Here is a 22,649-nt window from a genome sequence, read left to right on the forward strand (position 1 = left end):
ATCGGGCTGGCATTTTGCCTGTAGGATGTACACAATGAGACAGAAGAGCTATGCGACTGCCGCTTCTACTTCGACGGGCACAATAACACTGGCGTGATTGCCTTTTGGCCCCTGGTGGACATCAAACTGAACGGATTGTCCAGCTTTTAGCGTTCTGTAACCATCCATCTGAATGGTGGAATAATGAGCGAAAATATCTTCGCCGCCGCCTTCAGGGCAGATGAAACCAAACCCTTTGGCATTGTTGAACCACTTAACAGTACCCTTTTCCATGCTTCGACATCCTTCGCAAATCTTATACAAGTAAGATGGAATAAACCGGGGTCAGAGAGGGGGCTGTTCAAAACCTCGCCAACTCTAGAAATACAATTTAGAGAATTAGGGCGAGCCGTCAAGCATTTGACAGGGGCCAGGGGGCAGGTATGAATCAAAAATTTGAAGCAGTTAACGCTATTGACAGGAATGTGACAGATGTCGCTGATGCCAACGATAGATGATAGTTATCTATCATGTGGAGTAGATTGGTCAGGCAAATAAGCTCTTGTCAGCGGCAGGGCGTTCTGCCGATAACCGTAACCGAAGATGATAACTGACAATGGGTAAAACGAACGACTGGCTGGACTTTGATCAACTGGCGGAAGAAAAAGTTCGCGACGCGCTAAAACCGCCATCTATGTATAAAGTGATATTAGTCAATGATGATTACACTCCGATGGAGTTTGTTATTGACGTGTTACAAAAATTCTTTTCTTATGATGTAGAACGTGCAACGCAATTGATGCTCGCTGTTCACTACCAGGGGAAGGCCATTTGCGGAGTCTTTACCGCCGAGGTTGCAGAAACCAAAGTGGCGATGGTGAACAAGTACGCGAGGGAGAATGAGCATCCATTGCTGTGTACGCTAGAAAAAGCCTGAATGCAGGCATAAAAATTGGGGGAGGTGCCTATGCTCAATCAAGAACTGGAACTCAGTTTAAATATGGCTTTCGCCAGAGCGCGCGAGCACCGTCATGAGTTTATGACCGTCGAGCACTTGTTACTGGCGCTGCTCAGTAACCCATCTGCCCGGGAGGCGCTGGAAGCGTGTTCTGTGGATTTGGTTGCGCTCCGTCAGGAACTGGAAGCCTTTATTGAACAAACCACACCCGTTCTGCCTGCCAGTGAAGAGGAGCGCGACACACAGCCAACGCTGAGTTTTCAGCGTGTACTGCAACGTGCGGTCTTCCATGTCCAGTCCTCCGGTCGCAATGAGGTTACCGGTGCAAACGTTCTGGTCGCTATCTTTAGCGAACAGGAGTCGCAGGCGGCATATCTGTTGCGCAAACATGAAGTCAGCCGTCTCGATGTGGTGAACTTTATCTCTCATGGCACGCGTAAAGACGAGCCGACACAGTCTTCTGATCCTGGCAGCCAGCCAAACAGCGAAGAACAAGCTGGTGGGGAGGAACGTATGGAGAATTTCACGACGAACCTGAATCAGCTTGCGCGTGTGGGCGGAATCGACCCACTGATTGGTCGTGAGAAGGAGCTGGAGCGTGCTATTCAGGTTCTCTGCCGTCGCCGTAAAAACAACCCGCTGCTGGTGGGGGAATCCGGTGTCGGCAAAACCGCGATTGCGGAAGGTCTTGCCTGGCGAATTGTTCAGGGCGATGTGCCGGAAGTGATGGCTGACTGTACGATTTACTCTCTCGATATCGGTTCTCTGTTAGCGGGCACAAAATATCGCGGCGACTTTGAAAAACGTTTTAAAGCGTTGCTCAAGCAGCTGGAGCAGGACACTAACAGCATCCTGTTTATTGATGAGATCCACACCATTATCGGTGCGGGTGCAGCCTCTGGTGGTCAGGTTGATGCGGCTAACCTGATCAAACCGTTGCTCTCAAGCGGTAAAATTCGCGTAATTGGTTCGACAACCTATCAGGAGTTCAGCAACATTTTCGAGAAAGACCGTGCTCTGGCGCGTCGCTTCCAGAAAATTGATATTACTGAACCGTCGATTGAAGAAACCGTACAGATCATCAACGGCCTGAAACCGAAGTACGAAGCGCACCATGACGTGCGTTATACCGCAAAAGCGGTGCGTGCAGCGGTAGAGCTGGCGGTGAAATACATTAACGATCGTCATCTGCCGGATAAAGCCATTGACGTTATCGACGAAGCGGGCGCTCGCGCACGCCTGATGCCGGTAAGCAAACGCAAGAAAACCGTTAATGTGGCGGATATTGAGTCCGTGGTGGCCCGTATTGCGCGCATTCCAGAGAAGAGTGTTTCTCAGAGTGACCGCGATACCCTGAAAAACCTCAGCGATCGCCTGAAAATGCTGGTCTTCGGTCAGGATAAAGCCATTGAGGCGCTGACTGAAGCCATTAAGATGGCGCGTGCAGGTTTAGGTCACGAACATAAACCAGTCGGTTCGTTCCTGTTTGCCGGCCCTACCGGGGTCGGGAAAACAGAGGTGACGGTACAGCTTTCGAAAGCTTTGGGCATTGAGCTTCTGCGCTTTGATATGTCCGAGTATATGGAACGCCATACCGTCAGCCGTCTGATTGGTGCGCCTCCGGGATACGTTGGTTTTGATCAGGGCGGTTTGCTGACTGATGCGGTCATCAAGCATCCTCATGCGGTGCTGCTGCTGGACGAAATCGAGAAAGCGCACCCGGACGTGTTCAATATTCTGTTGCAGGTGATGGACAACGGTACGCTGACCGATAACAACGGACGCAAAGCGGACTTCCGTAACGTGGTGCTGGTGATGACCACTAATGCCGGGGTACGGGAAACTGAGCGTAAATCCATTGGTCTTATCCACCAGGATAACAGCACCGATGCGATGGAAGAGATCAAGAAGATCTTTACACCGGAATTCCGTAACCGTCTCGACAACATTATCTGGTTTGATCATCTGTCAACCGACGTGATCCATCAGGTGGTGGATAAGTTCATCGTCGAGTTACAGGTTCAGCTGGATCAGAAAGGTGTTTCTCTGGAAGTGAGCCAGGAAGCGCGTAACTGGCTGGCCGAGAAAGGTTACGACCGGGCAATGGGCGCACGTCCGATGGCGCGTGTCATCCAGGACAACCTGAAAAAACCGCTCGCCAACGAACTGTTGTTTGGTTCGCTGGTGGACGGCGGTCAGGTGACGGTTGCGCTGGATAAAGAGAAAAATGAGCTGACTTACGGATTCCAGAGTGCACAAAAGCACAAGGCGGAAGCAGCGCATTAATCTGATTGTTAGGTAGGTTTGTGAAGTCCGTAATCTCGTCAGGGGTTACGGACTTTTTATTTGTAGGGTGGAATGGTGAAAACCCTATTTTTGGAGGTGAAGGTAAGTTGTTGATAATTAATGGTGCTGGAAGGTAAGAATAAAAAAGGGTGGCAGCAGGAAAATGAGATGATTTTTCTTTATTAACAACGAGCTAAACGTGTAGTATTTGAGTTCACTGCCGTACAGGCAGCTTAGAAAGCCAACCGAAAGAAAAACTCGATTTTTATACCGTTCACTGCCGTACAGGCAGATAAAATGCGAAAAAAAAGCCCGTACTTTCGTACGAGCTCTTCTTCAAATATGGCGGTGAGGGGGGGATTCGAACCCCCGATACGTTGCCGTATACACACTTTCCAGGCGTGCTCCTTCAGCCACTCGGACACCTCACCAAATTGTTTTGCTGCCTGACCTCATGGGGGGCAACGGGGCGCTACTATAGGGAGTTGGAGTAAAACGGTCAAGAAGAATTTTAATGATAATTATTGTTTGCTCATACTGTAAACAAGTTGTGCAGTATATCTACATCGAGACAAGTTATGTTATGGACTTATACTTCCAAAGTACTTCATACATATCACAAAATAAAAAGGCCGGTTAAACCGACCTTTTACTCGTTCTTTCTCTTCGCCCATCAGGCGGTAAAACAATCAGCGACTACGGAAGACAATGCGGCCTTTGCTCAGGTCGTACGGGGTCAGCTCAACAGTCACTTTGTCGCCCGTCAGGATGCGGATGTAGTTTTTACGCATTTTACCGGAGATGTGTGCAGTAACCACGTGACCGTTTTCTAACTCTACGCGGAACATGGTGTTAGGCAACGTTTCAAGAACGGTACCTTGCATTTCAATATTGTCTTCTTTGGCCATCTAATCCTCTGGGGTATCACTACCGTAATTTGAACCGGCAAGATAATGCCGAAGTTCTGTAAATAAGTAAAGATTTGCGCGCTAAATCGCAACAAACAGGTTCGGCACATTACTCCGAAAACACACGGCTAAGCCGCACCAAAAGCGCAACGTATAAGGGAGCGGTGAGATAAACGATGGGCGTTACCTGACGCGAAAAATTCCTTATCGGCAGCGGGGTAATGAGCGTAACCAACTCTGCGACCGCAATTATAACACTCTGGGGAGAAATGTGCCGAAAACATTCATTCTTGTGGTGAAAACAAGCACCGTGGTACCCAGAAATTATTCGGCAATCGTCCGAGGCGCATTTGATTGAGATAATTTAGATAATCCCGGCGGGGAATTTCGCAGGCACCAAGCGAAGCTGTGTGATCGTTAAGGACCTGGCAGTCGATAAGTTTGCCACCGTGACGGATAAATTCATCACAGAAGACCAGTAGCGCTGTTTTGGACGCGTTTTCCATCCGGCTGAACATAGACTCGCCACAAAATAGCGTTCCCTGGGCCACGCCGTACATACCGCCGACAAGCTCATCTTCACACCAGACTTCGATGGAGTGGGCATGACCGAGTTCGTGAAGGCGATGGTAGGCTTCGACCACGCCACGCGTGATCCAGGTTCCTTCTTCGCGATCGCTGGCACAGCCTTCAATGACCTGACCAAAGGCGTAATTCATCGTGACACGATAGGGCGAGCGTTTATGAAATCGTTTCATACTACGGCTGATATGCAATGATTCAGGCCATAGTACCGCGCGAGGATCGGGCGACCACCAGAGGATGGGGTCGCCTGGAGAAAACCACGGAAAAATACCACGCTGATAAGCCATTAACAGGCGCGCAGGGCTAAGATCGCCCCCCAGTGCCAGCAGGCCGTTAGGCTCACGTAATGCGCCTTCCGGGGAGGGGAAGGCTATTGAATGGCGAGAAAGCTGAACCAGGCGCATGACCGCAAAACTCCACGCAAGTCGGATCGTTCAATAATAGCTTACAAACCCTGCTTAAACTGGTAATAACGCCCCTGTCGGGCAAGCAGTTCTGCGTGAGTACCTTGCTCAATAATTTGCCCGTTGTCCATCACTATTATTTGCTGGAAACGAGAGAGCCCGCGAAGTCGATGGGTGACCATTAACACCGTTTTCTCACGCATCATTTCTGCAAGTAATTCAAGGATCTGACTTTCAGTTGTGGCATCTAAGCCTTCGGTAGGTTCATCCAGCAATACCAGTGGCGCATCATGTAACAGCGCACGGGCGATAGCCAGACGGCGCAGTTCACCACCGGAGAGCTGGCGTCCGCCTTCACCTAACCAACTGTTGAGACCTGCATCCTCGAGCAGCTTCTCCAGACCAACTCGACGCAAGATCTCCGCCAAAACTTCATCACTACTGCCAGGCGAGGCGAGTAACAGATTATCACGCAGTGTGGCGCTAAACAGATGCACTCGCTGTGGCACAACGCTGATGGTCTGTCGTAGAGTTGCTTCGTTCAGGCTGGCTATGGGGCTATCGTTAAGTAAAATCTCGCCCTGTTGCGGGTCCCATGCGCGGGTCAGCAGTTGTAACAATGTTGATTTACCGCATCCGGTTCGCCCGAGAATCGCAATATGTTCTCCGGCGTTTACTTGAAGAGAAATCCCTTTCAGTGCTTGTTGGGATTGCTCCGGATAAGTGAACTGAACATCCCGTAACGTCAGCGAAACGCAATCGGCAACACGGGTTTGGGTATCAGGGAAGGTGACTTCAGGTTTTTGATCCGTTAAATCGGTGATCCGTACGGCAGAGGCAATGACTTGCCCCAGATGCTGAAATGCACCCGTTACTGGTGCCAGTGCTTCAAACGCGGCTAACGCACAGAAGACAAACAGGGCAATTAACGCGCCTGGTTGAGTATTGCCACCAACGCCGCCAGACGCCATCCACAGCATCAGGATCACCGCTAACGCGCCAATTAACAGCATTATTGCTTGCGACAAAGCTGTCAGTTCAGATTGACGGCGTTGCGCTTCCAGCCACTGAATTTCAGTATTCTCTAATTGCGTGCGATAACGATCGCTGGCACCAAAAATGGTCAGCTCAGCTTGCCCTTGCAGCCAGGCTGTCAGTTGTTGGCGATACTGCCCGCGAAGATGAGTCAGATTTTGCCCGGTGCTTTTTCCCGCACGATAAAACAGCGGTGGCATCAGCAAAAGCGTCAGTAACATAATGCCGCCCAGCGTAAAGGCGAGGGTGAAATCAAGGAAACTTAACCCGATTGTCACCACCATAATCACCACAAAAGCGCCCACCAGCGGCGAGATAACGCGCAGGTAAAGATGATCGAGCGTATCAACATCCGCCACCACGCGGTTGAGCAATTCGCCCTGACGATAGCGCGCCAGTCCGGCAGGGGAGAGGGGGAGCAATTTGCTGAAGGTGTAAATGCGCAGATGCTGCAACACGCGGAAAGTCGCGTCATGGCTCACCAGACGTTCAAAATAACGCCCGGCGGTACGGGTGATTGCTGCGCCACGCACGCCTGCAGCGGGTAGCATATAGTTGAAGCTATACAGTCCTGCAACGCCCGCCACCGCTGAGGCGGAGAGGAACCAGCCGGAAAGTGTCAACAGACCGATACTGGCGAGCAGTGTGACAATTGCTAGCACAATGCCAAGGCTTAACATCCATTTATGACGTTTATACAGAGCCAGATAGGGTAGCAAAGCGCGCATTTAAATCTCCTCCTGACGATGGGCCAGCAATGTGGCAAAAGGACCGTTAGCCACGCTTAATTCCGCATAACGTCCTTGCTCGATAATCTGACCATCCTGCATTACCCAAATGACATCCCAGTCAGCAAGATCTTCTAACTGGTGGGTGACCATTAACGTTGTCTGGCGCAGAGAGGCGGCATTCAGCGCCTCCATTACGCGCTGTTCACTGTGAGCATCAAGGCTTGCTGCGGGTTCATCCAACAGTAATAGCGAACAGGGATTCAGTAATGCACGCGCCACCGCCACACGTTGTGCCTGGCCTACGGAAAGGCGGGCAGCCTGGTCGCCAACAGGCGTATCAACTCCTTGTGGCAGGAGCGGTAGAAACTCACTGACCCACGCGTTATCCAGTGCTGTTTGTAACTCTTGTTCGCTGGCATCAGGTCGTGCCAGCAGTACGTTATCTCGTAGTGTTGCTGCTGGTAATTGTGGGTTTTGCCCAACCCAGGAGAGATGTTTACGCCATGATTCCGGTGATAAATCGCGTAATTCTATCCCGTTGATTCGTAGCGATCCCTGATATGAGAGAAAACCAGAAAGCGCGTTCAGCAGTGAGCTTTTACCTGAACCGCTGCGACCAACCAACACTGCACGTTGGCCTGCTGGCAAAGTAAAGTTCAGCGGTCCGGCCAGCGTTTTACCTTCTGGTGATGTAATAAACAGATCCTCGGCCTCAATGGTCACCGGATCGGTCGACGTTAATTCAGCCTCACCGCGCTGCGGATGGGCGAGCGGGGTTTCCATAAACGTTTTCAGACTGTCTGCCGCGCCAACAGCCTGGGCTTTAGCATGATAAAACGTACCCAGATCGCGCAATGGCTGGAAAAACTCCGGCGCAAGGATCAGGGCCAGAAACCCCGCAGCCAGCGTCACGCCAGTATCGTAGTGCCCAAAATCCAGCTCACCGAGATAGGAAAAACCAAAGTAGACCGCGACCAGAGCAATTGACAGCGAGGTAAAAAATTCGAGAATGCCGGAGGATAAAAACGCCAGCCGTAGCACTTCCATTGTCCGTTGGCGGAAATCTTCCGAAGCAGAACGAATACTTTCAATTTCAGCTTCACCACGACCAAAAATACGCAATGTTTCCATGCCGCGCAGGCGATCGAGGAAATGTCCACTTAAGCGAGCAAGAGCGAGAAAGTTGCGTCGGTTAGCATCGGCAGCCCCCATTCCAACCAGCGCCATAAATAACGGAATTAACGGAGCAGTGCCCAGCAGAATGAGCGCCGCAGCCCAGTTAGAGGGGAAGATCGCCACCACAATCAGCAACGGCACCGACACTGCCAGCGCCATTTGCGGCAGGTAGCGTGCATAGTAATCATGCATATCGTCAATTTGCTCGAGTACCAGCGTCGCCCAGCTCCCCGCCGGTTTACCCTGAATCCACGCTGGCCCTGCTTGTTGCAGACGGTCGAGAACCTGACGTCGGATGGCAAAGCGGATATGCTGCCCGGCGTGATAACCCACCCGTTCTCGTAACCAGACCACCCATGCGCGCAGTACAAAGGTCAGAACCAGTAACGTAAAGGGAAGCAGCAGGGCTTCACGGGGAATATTCTCCATAATCATATGTTGCAGAATTCGCGCCATGAACCAGGCCTGGGCAATGATCAATATGCCGCTCACAAAGCCCAGCAGACGAGAAATATTCAGCCAACGTTGGGAGATGACGCTTTGCTGTTTTAACCAGCGGGTTAACTCTTTTTGACGGGATTTATTCATTGCACGCTTAGCAGGTGAGTTATCAGAATTATTTGCAGAGCAATGTTACAACGAGGAAAAAATAAAGGCGACCCATAGTCGCATGGTGTCGCCTTCTTTACTTTTGTTACTGATTTGTAAAATTATTTTGCGTCAGCTAAACCATCGAGGTAGCGTTCCGCATCAAGTGCTGCCATGCAGCCTGTACCCGCAGATGTAATGGCCTGGCGATAAATGTGATCCATCACGTCGCCTGCGGCAAAGACGCCAGGGATGCTGGTCTGGGTGGCATTACCATGAATACCCGACTGCACTTTGATGTAGCCGTTTTCCAGTTCCAGCTGCCCTTCGAAAATAGCCGTGTTCGGGCTGTGGCCGATAGCAACAAACAGACCGGCAACGTCGAGTGACTCGATATTATCGGTGTTTTGCGTATCGCGCAGACGAACGCCAGTGACGCCCATCTGATCGCCGGTCACTTCTTCCAGCGTACGGTTGGTGTGCAGAATAATGTTGCCGTTCTCCACTTTATCCATCAGACGCTTAATGAGGATTTTTTCCGCGCGGAAACCATCTCGGCGGTGAATCAGATGAACTTCCGAAGCGATGTTAGACAGATACAGCGCCTCTTCAACCGCGGTATTGCCGCCGCCGATGACCGCAACTTTCTGGTTACGATAGAAGAAACCGTCGCAGGTTGCACAAGCAGAAACCCCACGCCCTTTAAAGGCTTCTTCAGAGGGCAGGCCGAGATAGCGAGCAGAAGCTCCAGTGGCAATAATCAGCGCATCACAAGTGTATTCGCCGCTATCGCCAGTCAGACGGAACGGGCGATTCTGCAAATCTACTTTGCTGATGTGATCAAAAATGATTTCAGTTTCAAATTTAGCGGCATGTTCGTGCATGCGCTCCATTAATAACGGACCGGTCAGATCGTTTGGATCGCCTGGCCAGTTTTCCACTTCCGTGGTGGTGGTCAGTTGGCCGCCTTTTTCCATGCCGGTAATCAGCACAGGTTGCAGGTTGGCGCGCGCCGCGTAGACAGCAGCGGTGTATCCCGCCGGGCCTGAACCCAGGATAAGCAGTTTACTGTGTTTGGTCGTGCCCATGAGATCCCCATAGTTGTTGGCAGACAATGGGCAGGATTGTAGGGAATTTACAGACGTAAAAAAAGAGTATGACGATTTTGTTAACAATTTGTGCAATCGGCAGTATCGATAAGTAGGTCAAACTCCCTCCGGCATTATCACCTCTGCTACTTAAATTTCCCGCGTTATAAGCCGATTAAATGATGAATAAACGCCCCTGTTAATGAATATCTGGCATGTTGTACTAAAAATCGATGTTTTGCTTTGACAATCCCCTGGTGTTTTGCGAAAACATTCGAGGAAGAAAAAAAACAGTATTCTTATATGCGCATAACCATGCATGTAAATACCATGTTTACCGTGCTAGTGAAATCTACGTATGGCGTGGACAGACGCCATTCGTGATGTCGATAGCTGCCACCAGGCAACGGTCTTCTCACCGTAGACCAGGCATTGCGCGCCGTGAATCTTAATGATTTCGGTCTATCGTGACGGGTAGCGACTCTGAACAGTGATGTTTCAGGGTCAGACAGGAGTAGGGAAGGAATACAGAGAGACAATAATAATGGTAGATAGCAAGAAGCGCCCTGGCAAAGATCTCGACCGTATCGATCGTAACATTCTTAATGAGTTGCAAAAGGATGGGCGTATTTCTAACGTCGAGCTTTCTAAACGTGTGGGACTTTCCCCAACGCCGTGCCTTGAGCGTGTGCGTCGGCTGGAAAGACAAGGGTTTATTCAGGGCTATACAGCGCTGCTGAACCCCCATTATCTGGATGCATCACTTCTGGTATTCGTTGAGATTACTCTGAATCGTGGCGCACCGGATGTGTTTGAACAATTCAATACCGCTGTACAAAAACTTGAAGAAATTCAGGAGTGTCATTTAGTATCCGGTGATTTCGACTACCTGTTGAAAACACGCGTGCCGGATATGTCGGCTTACCGTAAGTTGCTAGGGGAAACCCTGCTGCGTCTGCCTGGCGTCAATGACACGCGGACATACGTTGTTATGGAAGAAGTCAAGCAGAGTAATCGTCTGGTTATTAAGACGCGCTAACACGGAACAGGTGCAAAATCGGCGTATTTTGATTACACTCCTGTTAATCCATACAGCAACAGTACTAGGGTAACCTGGTACTGTTGTCCGTTTTAGCATCGGGCAGGAAAAGCCTGTAACCTGGAGAGCCTTTCTTGAGCCAGGAATACACTGAAGACAAAGAAGTCACATTGACAAAGTTAAGTAGCGGCCGCCGACTTCTGGAGGCGTTGCTGATCCTTATTGTCCTGTTTGCCGTCTGGTTGATGGCTGCCTTACTAAGCTTTAACCCTTCGGACCCCAGCTGGTCGCAAACGGCCTGGCATGAGCCTATCCATAATTTAGGTGGAATGCCCGGTGCGTGGCTGGCAGATACGCTGTTCTTTATTTTTGGCGTGATGGCTTACACCATTCCCGTCATTATCGTCGGCGGTTGTTGGTTTGCCTGGCGTCATCAGTCCAGTGACGAATACATTGATTATTTTGCCGTTTCGCTACGCATCATTGGCGTTTTGGCGCTAATCCTTACCTCTTGTGGTCTGGCGGCAATCAACGCTGACGATATCTGGTATTTTGCCTCCGGTGGCGTCATCGGCAGCTTACTAAGCACTACGCTACAACCACTGCTACACAGTAGCGGGGGAACTATTGCGCTGCTCTGCGTTTGGGCAGCGGGCCTGACGCTGTTCACCGGTTGGTCATGGGTGACCATTGCTGAAAAACTCGGCGGCTGGATTTTAAACATTCTCACCTTCGCCAGTAATCGTACCCGTCGCGATGATACCTGGGTCGATGAAGATGAGTATGAAGACGACGAAGAATATGAAGATGAAAATCACGGCAAACAGCATGAATCGCGCCGTGCCCGTATTCTTCGCGGCGCGCTAGCACGTCGTAAACGTCTGGCGGAAAAATTCATTAATCCGATGGGGCGGCAAACAGATGCTGCGTTGTTCTCCGGTAAGCGGATGGATGATGAAGAAGAGATTACCTACACTGCACGCGGTGTGGCTGCCGACCCTGACGACGTCCTCTTTTCGGGCAATCGTGCAACGCAGCCAGAATATGACGAATACGATCCATTATTAAACGGTGCGCCAATTACCGAACCTGTTGCTGTAGCAGCTGCTGCTACCACGGCGACACAAAGCTGGGCTGCACCGGTTGAACCTGTGACTCAGACGCCGCCAGTTGCCTCTGTTGATGTTCCACCTACGCAACCTACAGTAGCCTGGCAGCCTGTACCGGGGCCGCAAACGGGAGAACCGGTTATTGCACCTGCACCGGAAGGTTACCCACAGCAGTCACAATATGCGCAGCCTGCAGTGCAATATAATGAGCCGCTGCAACAACCTGTACAGCCACAGCAGCCGTATTATGCGCCTGCAGCTGAACAGCCTGTGCAACAACCTTACTACGCTCCTGCGCCGGAACAGTCTGCGCAACAGCCGTATTACGCCCCTGCGCCAGAACAACCGGTGGCAGGTAACGCCTGGCAAGCCGAAGAGCAGCAATCCACTTTTGCTCCACAGTCTACATACCAGACGGAGCAAACTTATCAGCAGCCAGCCGCTCAGGAGCCGTTGTACCAACAGCCGCAACCCGTTGAACAGCAGCCTGTTGTGGAGCCTGAACCCATTGTAGAAGAGACAAAACCCGCGCGTCCGCCGCTTTACTATTTTGAAGAAGTGGAAGAGAAGCGTGCCCGTGAACGTGAACAACTTGCGGCCTGGTATCAACCGATTCCTGAACCGGTTAAAGAACCAGAACCGATCAAATCTTCGCTTAAAGCACCTTCTGTTGCAGCAGTACCTCCAGTGGAAGCCGCTGCCGCTGTTTCCCCTCTGGCATCTGGCGTGAAAAAAGCGACACTGGCGACGGGGGCTGCCGCAACCGTTGCCGCACCAGTCTTCAGTCTGGCAAATAGCGGTGGACCGCGTCCGCAGGTCAAAGAGGGGATTGGCCCGCAGTTGCCACGACCGAAACGTATCCGCGTGCCAACTCGTCGTGAACTGGCGTCATATGGCATTAAGCTGCCCTCACAGCGTGCAGCAGAAGAAAAAGCCCGTGAAGCCCAGCGCAATCAGTACGATTCTGGCGATCAGTACAACGATGATGAAATCGATGCGATGCAGCAGGATGAACTGGCACGTCAGTTCGCCCAAACGCAGCAGCAACGCTATGGCGAACAGTATCAACATGATGTGCCCGTGAACACAGAAGATGCAGATGCTGCGGCAGAGGCAGAACTGGCTCGTCAGTTTGCTCAAACTCAACAACAACGTTATTCCGGCGAACAACCGGCTGGGGCGAATCCGTTCTCGCTGGATGATTTTGAATTTTCGCCAATGAAAGCGTTGCTGGATGATGGTCCACACGAACCGCTGTTTACGCCAATTGTTGAACCTGTACAGCAGCCGCAACAACCGGTAGCACCGCAGCAACAATATCAGCAGCCGCAACAACCAGTTGCGCCGCAGCAACAATATCAGCAGCCGCAACAACCGGTTGCACAGCAGCCGCAATATCAGCAGCCGCAACAGCCGGTTGCACCACAGCCGCAGTATCAGCAGCCACAACAGCCGGTTGCACCACAGCAGCAATATCAGCAGCCGCAACAGCCAGTTGCGCCGCAGCCGCAGGATACCCTGCTTCATCCGCTGTTAATGCGTAATGGCGACAGCCGTCCGTTGCATAAACCTACGACGCCGCTGCCTTCTCTGGATTTGCTGACACCGCCGCCGAGCGAAGTGGAGCCGGTAGATACCTTTGCGCTTGAACAAATGGCGCGTCTGGTGGAAGCGCGTCTGGCTGATTTCCGTATTAAAGCCGATGTCGTCAATTATTCTCCGGGGCCGGTTATCACTCGCTTTGAATTGAACCTGGCACCGGGCGTAAAAGCGGCGCGCATTTCTAACTTGTCTCGTGACCTTGCCCGTTCACTTTCGACGGTGGCGGTGCGTGTCGTTGAAGTTATTCCTGGCAAACCCTATGTAGGTCTGGAGTTACCGAATAAAAAACGACAAACCGTTTATCTGCGCGAAGTTTTGGATAACGCCAAATTCCGCGATAATCCGTCGCCATTAACCGTGGTGCTGGGTAAAGATATCGCCGGTGAGCCGGTGGTTGCCGATCTGGCGAAAATGCCGCACTTGTTGGTTGCGGGGACTACCGGTTCCGGTAAATCTGTCGGTGTGAACGCGATGATCCTGAGCATGCTTTATAAAGCACAGCCAGAAGATGTGCGTTTCATCATGATCGACCCGAAAATGCTGGAGCTTTCAGTTTATGAAGGCATTCCGCACCTGTTAACGGAAGTCGTTACCGATATGAAAGATGCCGCCAACGCGCTGCGCTGGTGTGTTAACGAGATGGAGCGTCGTTATAAACTGATGTCTGCGCTGGGTGTGCGTAATCTGGCGGGTTATAACGAAAAAATTGCTGAAGCCGATAGGATGATGCGTCCGATTCCAGACCCGTACTGGAAGCCGGGTGACAGTATGGATGCCCAGCATCCGGTGCTGAAAAAAGAACCGTACATTGTGGTGTTGGTGGACGAATTTGCCGACCTGATGATGACGGTAGGTAAAAAAGTGGAAGAGCTTATAGCACGTCTGGCGCAAAAAGCCCGTGCCGCGGGTATCCACCTCGTACTGGCAACTCAACGTCCATCGGTTGATGTTATTACTGGTCTGATTAAAGCGAATATTCCGACCCGTATCGCCTTTACCGTATCCAGTAAGATTGACTCACGTACCATTCTTGATCAGGCTGGCGCGGAATCCCTGCTGGGTATGGGGGATATGCTTTACTCTGGGCCGAACTCCACGTTGCCGGTACGTGTTCATGGTGCTTTTGTTCGCGATCAGGAAGTTCATGCCGTGGTGCAGGACTGGAAAGCGCGTGGTCGCCCACAGTATGTTGACGGCATCACCTCCGACAGCGAAAGCGAAGGTGGTGCGGGTGGTTTCGATGGCGCTGAAGAACTGGATCCGTTGTTCGATCAGGCGGTGCAGTTTGTCATTGAAAAACGCAAAGCGTCAATTTCAGGCGTACAGCGTCAGTTCCGCATTGGTTATAACCGTGCAGCGCGTATTATCGAACAGATGGAAGCGCAAGGGATTGTCAGCGAACAGGGGCACAACGGTAATCGTGAAGTGCTGGCCCCACCGCCGTTTGACTAATTAATGCATCGTAGGCCGGATAAGGCGCGGTAGCGTTGCATCCGGCAATCTGGTAACTGAAAATTCAGTATTTTCTTCTTTCCTCAAGCTGATTATTAGCCTGGAATAGAGAGTAGAGGGAGCTCCCGGTCGGGAGTGACGTAATTTGAGGAATAATGATGAAAAAAATTGCCATCACCTGTGCATTACTCTCAAGCTTAGTAGCAAGCAGCGTTTGGGCTGATGCCGCAAGCGATCTGAAAAGCCGCCTGGATAAAGTCAGCAGCTTCCACGCCAGCTTCACACAAAAAGTGACTGACGGTAGCGGCGCGGCGGTGCAGGAAGGTCAGGGCGATCTGTGGGTGAAACGTCCAAACTTATTCAACTGGCATATGACTCAACCTGACGAAAGCATTCTGGTTTCTGACGGTAAAACACTGTGGTTCTATAACCCGTTCGTTGAGCAAGCTACGGCAACCTGGCTGAAAGATGCCACCGGTAATACGCCGTTTATGCTGATTGCCCGCAACCAGTCCAGCGACTGGCAGCAGTACAATATCAAACAGAATGGCGATGACTTTGTCCTGACGCCGAAAGCCAGCAATGGCAATTTGAAGCAGTTCACCATTAACGTAGGGCGTGATGGCACAATCCATCAGTTTAGCGCGGTGGAGCAGGACGATCAGCGCAGCAGTTATCAGCTGAAATCCCAGCAAAATGGGGCTGTGGATGCAGCGAAATTTACCTTCACCCCGCCGCAAGGCGTCACGGTAGATGATCAACGTAAGTAGAGGCACCTGAGTGAGCAATCTGTCGCTCGATTTTTCGGATAATACTTTTCAACCTCTGGCCGCGCGTATGCGGCCAGAAAATTTAGCACAGTATATCGGCCAGCAACATTTGCTGGCTGCCGGGAAGCCATTGCCGCGCGCTATCGAAGCTGGGCATTTGCATTCTATGATCCTCTGGGGGCCACCGGGTACCGGCAAAACAACCCTCGCTGAAGTTATAGCCCGTTATGCGAACGCTGATGTGGAACGTATTTCTGCCGTCACCTCTGGCGTGAAAGAGATTCGCGAGGCGATCGAGCGCGCTCGGCAAAACCGCAATGCTGGTCGCCGCACTATTCTTTTTGTTGACGAAGTTCACCGTTTCAACAAAAGCCAGCAGGATGCATTTCTGCCACATATTGAAGACGGCACCATCACTTTTATTGGCGCAACCACTGAAAACCCGTCGTTTGAGCTTAATTCGGCACTGCTTTCCCGTGCCCGTGTCTACCTGTTGAAATCCCTGAGTACAGAGGATATCGAACAGGTACTGACTCAGGCGATGGAAGACAAAACCCGCGGTTATGGTGGTCAGGATATCGTTCTGCCGGGTGAAACAAGACGCGCCATCGCTGAACTGGTGAATGGCGACGCGCGCCGCGCGTTAAATACGCTGGAAATGATGGCGGATATGGCTGAAGTCGATGATAGCGGTAAGCGAGTCCTGAAGCCTGAATTACTGACCGAAATCGCCGGTGAGCGTAGCGCCCGCTTTGATAACAAAGGCGATCGCTTTTACGATCTGATCTCTGCACTGCATAAATCGGTGCGTGGGAGCGCACCCGATGCGGCGCTGTACTGGTATGCGCGAATTATTACCGCCGGTGGAGATCCGTTATATGTCGCGCGTCGCTGCCTGGCGATTGCGTCTGAAGATGTGGGTAATGCTGACCCACGGGCGATGCAGGTGGCTATTGCGGCCTGGGATTGCTTTACTCGCGTTGGTCCGGCTGAAGGTGAACGTGCCATTGCTCAGGCGATTGTTTACCTGGCCTGCGCGCCAAAAAGTAACGCTGTCTATACCGCATTTAAAGCCGCGCTGGCCGATGCTCGCGAACGTCCGGATTATGACGTGCCGGTTCATTTGCGTAATGCGCCGACAAAATTAATGAAGGAAATGGGCTACGGTCAGGAATATCGTTATGCTCATGATGAAGCAAACGCTTATGCTGCCGGTGAGGTTTACTTCCCGCCGGAAATAGCACAAACACGCTATTATTTCCCGACAAACAGGGGCCTTGAAGGCAAGATTGGCGAAAAGCTCGCCTGGCTGGCTGAACAGGATCAAAATAGCCCCATAAAACGCTACCGTTAATGTTATCGTTGCGGTAATGTTGTTACTGTATCCCTGTGGTCGCAGGCTGTGGCCACATCTCCCATTTAATTCGATAAGCACAGGATAAGCATGCTCGATCCCAATCTGCTGCGTAATGAGCCAGACGCAGTCGCTGAAAAACTGGCACGCCGGGGCTTTAAGCTGGATGTAGATAAGCTGGGCGCTCTTGAAGAGCGTCGTAAAGTATTGCAGGTCAAAACGGAAAACCTGCAAGCGGAGCGTAACTCCCGATCGAAATCCATTGGCCAGGCGAAAGCGCGCGGGGAAGATATTGAGCCTTTACGTCTGGAAGTGAACAAACTGGGCGAAGAGCTGGATGCAGCAAAAGCCGAGCTGGATGCTTTACAGGCTGAAATTCGCGATATCGCGCTGACCATCCCTAACCTGCCTGCAGATGAAGTGCCGGTAGGTAAAGACGAAAATGACAACGTTGAAGTCAGCCGCTGGGGTACCCCGCGTGAGTTTGACTTTGAAGTTCGTGACCACGTGACGCTGGGTGAAATGCACTCTGGCCTCGACTTTGCAGCTGCAGTTAAGCTGACTGGTTCCCGCTTTGTGGTAATGAAAGGGCAGATCGCTCGCATGCACCGCGCACTGTCGCAGTTTATGCTGGATCTGCATACCGAACAGCATGGCTACAGTGAGAACTATGTTCCGTACCTGGTTAACCAGGACACGCTGTATGGTACGGGTCAGCTGCCGAAATTTGCTGGCGATCTGTTCCATACTCGTCCGCTGGAAGAAGAAGCAGACACCAGTAACTATGCATTGATCCCAACGGCAGAAGTTCCGCTGACCAACCTGGTACGCGGTGAAATCATCGATGAAGATGATCTGCCAATTAAGATGACCGCCCACACCCCATGTTTCCGTTCTGAAGCAGGTTCATATGGTCGTGACACCCGTGGTCTGATCCGTATGCACCAGTTCGACAAAGTTGAAATGGTGCAGATCGTGCGCCCGGAAGACTCAATGGCGGCGCTGGAAGAGATGACTGGTCATGCAGAAAAAGTCCTGCAACTGCTGGGCCTGCCGTACCGTAAAATCATCCTTTGTACCGGCGACATGGGCTTTGGCGCTTGTAAAACTTACGACCTGGAAGTATGGATCCCGGCACAGAACACCTACCGCGAGATCTCTTCCTGCTCCAACGTTTGGGATTTCCAGGCGCGTCGTATGCAGGCACGTTGCCGCAGCAAGTCGGACAAGAAAACCCGTCTGGTTCATACCCTGAACGGTTCTGGTCTGGCTGTTGGCCGTACGCTGGTTGCGGTAATGGAAAACTATCAGCAGGCTGATGGTCGTATTGAAGTACCAGAAGTTCTACGTCCGTATATGAACGGACTGGAATATATTGGCTAATACCCAATTTTTCTGAATCTAAAAAGCGCCTGCGGGCGCTTTTTTTGTCTCCCTTTGATACCGAACAATAATTACTCCTCACTTACACGTAATACTACTTTCGAGTGAAAATCTACCTATCTCTTTGATTTTCAAATTATTCGATATATACAAACCTATATAGCGAACTGCTATAGAAATAATTACACAATACGGTTTGTTACTGGAATCAATCGTGAGCAAGCTTGAGTGAGCCATTATGAAAACGAAAATCCCTGATGCGGTATTGGCTGCTGAGGTGAGTCGCCGTGGTTTGGTAAAAACGACAGCGATCGGCGGCCTGGCAATGGCCAGCAGCGCATTAACATTACCTTTTAGTCGGATTGCGCACGCTGTTGATAGTGCCCTTCCGGCAAAGTCAGACGAAAAGGTAATCTGGAGCGCCTGTACAGTTAACTGTGGTAGCCGCTGCCCGCTACGTATGCACGTTGTGGACGGTGAAATTAAATATGTTGAAACGGATAATACCGGCGATGACAACTATGACGGCCTGCACCAGGTGCGCGCCTGTCTGCGTGGGCGTTCCATGCGTCGCCGTGTCTACAATCCGGACCGCCTGAAATATCCGATGAAACGAGTCGGGGCGCGCGGTGAAGGCAAATTCGAGCGCATTAGCTGGGAAGAAGCCTACGACATCATCGCGACCAATATGCAGCGCCTGATCAAAGAGTACGGCAACGAGTCTATCTATCTGAACTATGGTACCGGTACGCTGGGCGGCACCATGACCCGCTCCTGGCCGCCGGGAAATACCCTGGTCGCTCGCCTGATGAACTGCTGCGGCGGTTATCTGAACCATTACGGTGACTACTCTTCCGCGCAAATTGCGGAAGGTTTGAACTATACCTACGGCGGCTGGGCGGATGGTAACAGCCCGTCAGATATTGAAAACAGTAAGCTGGTGGTACTGTTTGGTAATAACCCTGGCGAAACGCGAATGAGCGGTGGTGGGGTGACTTATTACCTTGAGCAGGCTCGTCAGAAATCCAACGCTCGTATGATCATTATCGATCCGCGCTATACCGACACCGGTGCAGGGCGTGAAGATGAGTGGATCCCCATTCGTCCGGGAACAGATGCCGCACTGGTTAATGGTCTGGCGTACGTCATGATCAGCGAAAATCTGGTTGATCAGGCATTCCTCGATAAATATTGCGTTGGCTACGACGAGAAAACACTGCCAGCCAGTGCGCCGAAAAATGGTCACTATAAAGCTTATATTCTGGGTGAAGGGCCAGATGGCGTGGCTAAAACGCCGGAATGGGCCTCGCAAATCACCGGTGTTCCGGCAGACAAAATCATCAAATTGGCTCGTGAAATCGGTAGTACCAAACCGGCGTTTATCAGCCAGGGATGGGGCCCGCAGCGTCACGCTAACGGTGAAATCGCAACCCGTGCTATCTCGATGCTGGCGATTCTGACCGGTAACGTTGGTATTAACGGGGGCAACAGCGGCGCGCGTGAAGGTTCATACAGCTTACCTTTTGTCCGTATGCCGACCCTCGAAAACCCGATCCAGACCAGCATTTCGATGTTTATGTGGACCGATGCCATTGAACGTGGCCCGGAAATGACAGCGCTGCGTGATGGTGTGCGCGGGAAAGATAAGCTGGATGTGCCGATCAAAATGATCTGGAACTATGCCGGTAACTGCCTGATTAACCAGCATTCTGAAATCAACCGTACCCATGAAATCCTTCAGGATGATAAGAAGTGCGAGCTGATTGTGGTTATCGACTGCCACATGACTTCATCGGCGAAATATGCTGACATCCTGCTGCCTGACTGCACCGCTTCCGAACAGATGGACTTTGCACTGGATGCATCCTGCGGGAATATGTCTTACGTGATTTTCAACGATCAGGTGATTAAACCGCGCTTTGAATGTAAGACCATCTATGAAATGACCAGCGAACTGGCAAAACGTCTTGGCGTTGAGCAACAGTTTACTGAAGGCCGTACACAGGAAGAGTGGATGCGGCATCTGTATGCCCAGTCGCGGGAAGCGATTCCTGAACTGCCAACGTTTGAAGAGTTCCGCAAGCAGGGGATCTTTAAAAAGCGCGACCCACAAGGGCATCACGTTGCTTATAAAGCTTTCCGTGAAGATCCGCAGGCAAATCCGCTGACCACGCCATCGGGTAAAATTGAGATTTATTCGCAGGCGCTGGCTGACATTGCCGCGACCTGGGAATTGCCAGAAGGCGACGTGATCGATCCACTGCCGATCTACACGCCGGGCTTTGAAAGTTATCAGGATCCGCTGAACAAACAATATCCGCTGCAGCTTACGGGTTTCCACTACAAATCTCGCGTTCACTCAACTTACGGCAACGTTGATGTGCTGAAAGCAGCTTGCCGTCAGGAAATGTGGATCAACCCGTTTGATGCACAAAAACGCGGTATCAACAACGGCGATAAGGTCAGGATCTTTAACGACCGTGGTGAGGTTCATATTGAGGCGAAAGTGACGCCACGAATGATGCCGGGTGTGGTCGCACTGGGTGAAGGTGCCTGGTATGACCCGGATGCAAAACGTGTCGATAAGGGCGGTTGTATCAACGTACTGACCACTCAACGTCCGTCTCCTCTCGCTAAGGGGAATCCGTCACATACAAACCTTGTTCAGGTTGAAAAGGTGTAAGGAGTAACCGATGACAACCCAGTATGGATTTTTTATTGATTCCAGCCGTTGCACCGGTTGCAAAACCTGCGAGCTGGCTTGTAAAGACTACAAAGATTTGACGCCAGAAGTCAGTTTCCGCCGCATTTATGAATATGCTGGCGGCGACTGGCAGGAAGATAACGGTGTCTGGCACCAGAACGTGTTTGCCTACTATCTGTCGATTTCATGTAACCACTGCGAAGATCCGGCTTGTACTAAAGTCTGCCCGAGCGGTGCGATGCATAAACGTGAAGATGGTTTTGTTGTGGTCGATGAAGATGTATGCATTGGCTGCCGTTACTGCCATATGGCTTGCCCGTATGGCGCACCGCAATATAACGAAACGAAAGGCCATATGACCAAATGTGATGGTTGTTATGACCGTGTTGCGGAGGGGAAGAAGCCGATCTGTGTTGAATCTTGCCCGCTGCGGGCGCTGGATTTTGGCCCTATCGACGAGCTGCGTAAAAAACATGGCGATTTGGCGGCTGTTGCGCCGTTGCCGCGAGCTCACTTTACCAAACCGAATATTGTGATCAAACCCAATGCCAACAGCCGCCCGACCGGGGATACCACTGGCTATCTGGCAAACCCGAAGGAGGTGTGAGATGGGAAGTGGATGGCATGAATGGCCGCTGATGATCTTCACGGTCTTCGGGCAATGTGTAGCAGGTGGTTTTATCGTTCTGGCTTTGGCGCTGCTCAAAGGCGACCTGCGAGCAGAAGCCCAGCAGCGTGTTATTGCCTGTATGTTTGGCTTATGGGTGCTGATGGGTATTGGCTTTATCGCCTCTATGCTCCATCTTGGTTCGCCGATGCGCGCTTTTAACTCGCTCAACCGGGTAGGGGCTTCAGCACTCAGTAACGAAATCGCCAGCGGTTCGATCTTTTTTGCTGTTGGTGGCATCGGCTGGTTACTGGCAATGCTGAAAAAGCTGTCACCGGCATTGCGTACGCTGTGGCTGGTGGTGACGATGGTTCTTGGCGTAGTCTTTGTCTGGATGATGGTGCGTGTCTATAACAGCATCGATACCGTACCCACCTGGTACAGCATCTGGACACCGATGGGCTTCTTCCTGACGATGTTTATGGGCGGCCCGTTACTGGGTTACCTGTTACTGAGTCTGGCTGGCGTCGATGGCTGGGCGATGCGTCTGCTGCCAGCTATTTCTGTACTGGCCCTGGTAGTGAGTGGCGTGGTGTCAGTGATGCAGGGCGCAGAGCTGGCGACTATTCATAGCTCTGTGCAGCAGGCCGCAGCGCTGGTGCCGGACTATGGTGCGCTGATGTCCTGGCGGATCGTGCTTTTGGCTGTTGCCCTGTGCTTGTGGATTGCACCACAGCTAAAAGGTTATCAGCCTGCGGTTCCGCTACTTTCCGTATCATTCATTCTGCTTCTGGCAGGGGAATTAATCGGTCGTGGCGTATTCTATGGTTTGCATATGACCGTGGGGATGGCCGTCGCAAGCTAATCATAACAACCGGGGTTTCGGCCCCG

At 51.5% G+C, this 22,649-nt stretch carries 17 protein-coding genes and 1 tRNA gene; 11 read left to right on the plus strand and 7 right to left on the minus strand.

The window, feature by feature from the left end; translation table 11 throughout:
- Positions 1-48: 48 nt before the first annotated feature.
- Positions 49-273: a cold shock-like protein CspD gene (gene cspD / locus BEB54_RS04935; protein WP_000410785.1), complete on the minus strand. Its 225-nt coding sequence runs from the start codon at positions 271-273 to the stop codon at positions 49-51.
- Between the two features lie 149 nt (positions 274-422).
- Here cspD and yljB point away from each other — a divergent pair, with 149 nt between their 5' ends.
- From yljB to clpA, 3 genes are all read left to right on the plus strand, one after another.
- Complete coding sequence (yljB, locus tag BEB54_RS29225; protein ID WP_001406719.1) at positions 423-497, plus strand: protein YljB; 75 nt, start codon at positions 423-425, stop codon at positions 495-497.
- A 98-nt stretch (positions 498-595) separates the two neighbouring features.
- Positions 596-916, plus strand: coding sequence for an ATP-dependent Clp protease adapter ClpS (gene clpS / locus BEB54_RS04940; protein ID WP_000520781.1), 321 nt, complete (start codon positions 596-598; stop codon positions 914-916).
- Between the two features lie 30 nt (positions 917-946).
- Positions 947-3,223, plus strand: coding sequence for an ATP-dependent Clp protease ATP-binding subunit ClpA (gene clpA / locus BEB54_RS04945; RefSeq protein WP_000934050.1), 2,277 nt, complete (start codon positions 947-949; stop codon positions 3,221-3,223).
- Between the two features lie 343 nt (positions 3,224-3,566).
- Here clpA and BEB54_RS04955 read toward each other — a convergent pair.
- From BEB54_RS04955 to trxB, 6 genes are all read right to left on the minus strand, one after another.
- Positions 3,567-3,654: transfer RNA gene (locus tag BEB54_RS04955), tRNA-Ser, on the minus strand.
- A 258-nt stretch (positions 3,655-3,912) separates the two neighbouring features.
- On the minus strand, positions 3,913-4,131 hold the full coding sequence (infA, locus tag BEB54_RS04960) for a translation initiation factor IF-1 (protein WP_001040187.1): 219 nt from the start codon (positions 4,129-4,131) through the stop codon (positions 3,913-3,915).
- Between the two features lie 284 nt (positions 4,132-4,415).
- Complete coding sequence (gene aat / locus BEB54_RS04965; RefSeq protein ID WP_032183842.1) at positions 4,416-5,120, minus strand: leucyl/phenylalanyl-tRNA--protein transferase; 705 nt, start codon at positions 5,118-5,120, stop codon at positions 4,416-4,418.
- Positions 5,121-5,161: 41 nt separating this feature from the next.
- Positions 5,162-6,883 carry a heme ABC transporter ATP-binding protein/permease CydC gene (gene cydC, locus BEB54_RS04970; RefSeq protein WP_105277067.1) on the minus strand — a complete coding sequence of 574 codons (1,722 nt, stop codon included), beginning with the start codon at positions 6,881-6,883 and terminating at the stop codon, positions 5,162-5,164.
- Positions 6,884-8,650, minus strand: coding sequence for a heme ABC transporter permease/ATP-binding protein CydD (gene cydD / locus BEB54_RS04975; protein ID WP_046083453.1), 1,767 nt, complete (start codon positions 8,648-8,650; stop codon positions 6,884-6,886). It abuts the gene before it with no gap.
- 122 nt (positions 8,651-8,772) lie between these two features.
- Positions 8,773-9,738, minus strand: coding sequence for a thioredoxin-disulfide reductase (gene trxB, locus BEB54_RS04980; protein WP_105270989.1), 966 nt, complete (start codon positions 9,736-9,738; stop codon positions 8,773-8,775).
- Positions 9,739-10,282: 544 nt separating this feature from the next.
- On the opposite strand from trxB, the gene lrp reads away from it, so the two are divergent.
- From lrp to dmsC, 8 genes are all read left to right on the plus strand, one after another.
- Complete coding sequence (gene lrp / locus BEB54_RS04990; RefSeq protein WP_000228473.1) at positions 10,283-10,777, plus strand: leucine-responsive transcriptional regulator Lrp; 495 nt, start codon at positions 10,283-10,285, stop codon at positions 10,775-10,777.
- Between the two features lie 134 nt (positions 10,778-10,911).
- Complete coding sequence (gene ftsK, locus BEB54_RS04995; protein ID WP_105277068.1) at positions 10,912-14,940, plus strand: DNA translocase FtsK; 4,029 nt, start codon at positions 10,912-10,914, stop codon at positions 14,938-14,940.
- A gap of 158 nt (positions 14,941-15,098) precedes the next feature.
- Positions 15,099-15,710, plus strand: coding sequence for an outer membrane lipoprotein chaperone LolA (lolA, locus tag BEB54_RS05000; protein WP_001295343.1), 612 nt, complete (start codon positions 15,099-15,101; stop codon positions 15,708-15,710).
- A 10-nt stretch (positions 15,711-15,720) separates the two neighbouring features.
- On the plus strand, positions 15,721-17,064 hold the full coding sequence (gene rarA / locus BEB54_RS05005; RefSeq protein WP_000067769.1) for a replication-associated recombination protein RarA: 1,344 nt from the start codon (positions 15,721-15,723) through the stop codon (positions 17,062-17,064).
- Between the two features lie 90 nt (positions 17,065-17,154).
- Positions 17,155-18,447, plus strand: coding sequence for a serine--tRNA ligase (gene serS, locus BEB54_RS05010; protein ID WP_000886683.1), 1,293 nt, complete (start codon positions 17,155-17,157; stop codon positions 18,445-18,447).
- A 238-nt stretch (positions 18,448-18,685) separates the two neighbouring features.
- Positions 18,686-21,130: a dimethylsulfoxide reductase subunit A gene (gene dmsA / locus BEB54_RS05015; protein ID WP_105282144.1), complete on the plus strand. Its 2,445-nt coding sequence runs from the start codon at positions 18,686-18,688 to the stop codon at positions 21,128-21,130.
- Between the two features lie 10 nt (positions 21,131-21,140).
- Positions 21,141-21,758 carry a dimethylsulfoxide reductase iron-sulfur subunit DmsB gene (dmsB, locus tag BEB54_RS05020; RefSeq protein ID WP_000213098.1) on the plus strand — a complete coding sequence of 206 codons (618 nt, stop codon included), beginning with the start codon at positions 21,141-21,143 and terminating at the stop codon, positions 21,756-21,758.
- Position 21,759: 1 nt separating this feature from the next.
- Positions 21,760-22,623 carry a dimethyl sulfoxide reductase anchor subunit DmsC gene (dmsC, locus tag BEB54_RS05025; RefSeq protein ID WP_000534649.1) on the plus strand — a complete coding sequence of 288 codons (864 nt, stop codon included), beginning with the start codon at positions 21,760-21,762 and terminating at the stop codon, positions 22,621-22,623.
- The last annotated feature ends 26 nt before the right edge of the window (positions 22,624-22,649 follow it).

It is taken from the genome of Escherichia sp. MOD1-EC6021 (assembly GCF_002965245.1).
GTDB classification, from domain to species: Bacteria; Pseudomonadota; Gammaproteobacteria; order Enterobacterales; family Enterobacteriaceae; genus Escherichia; species Escherichia coli_F.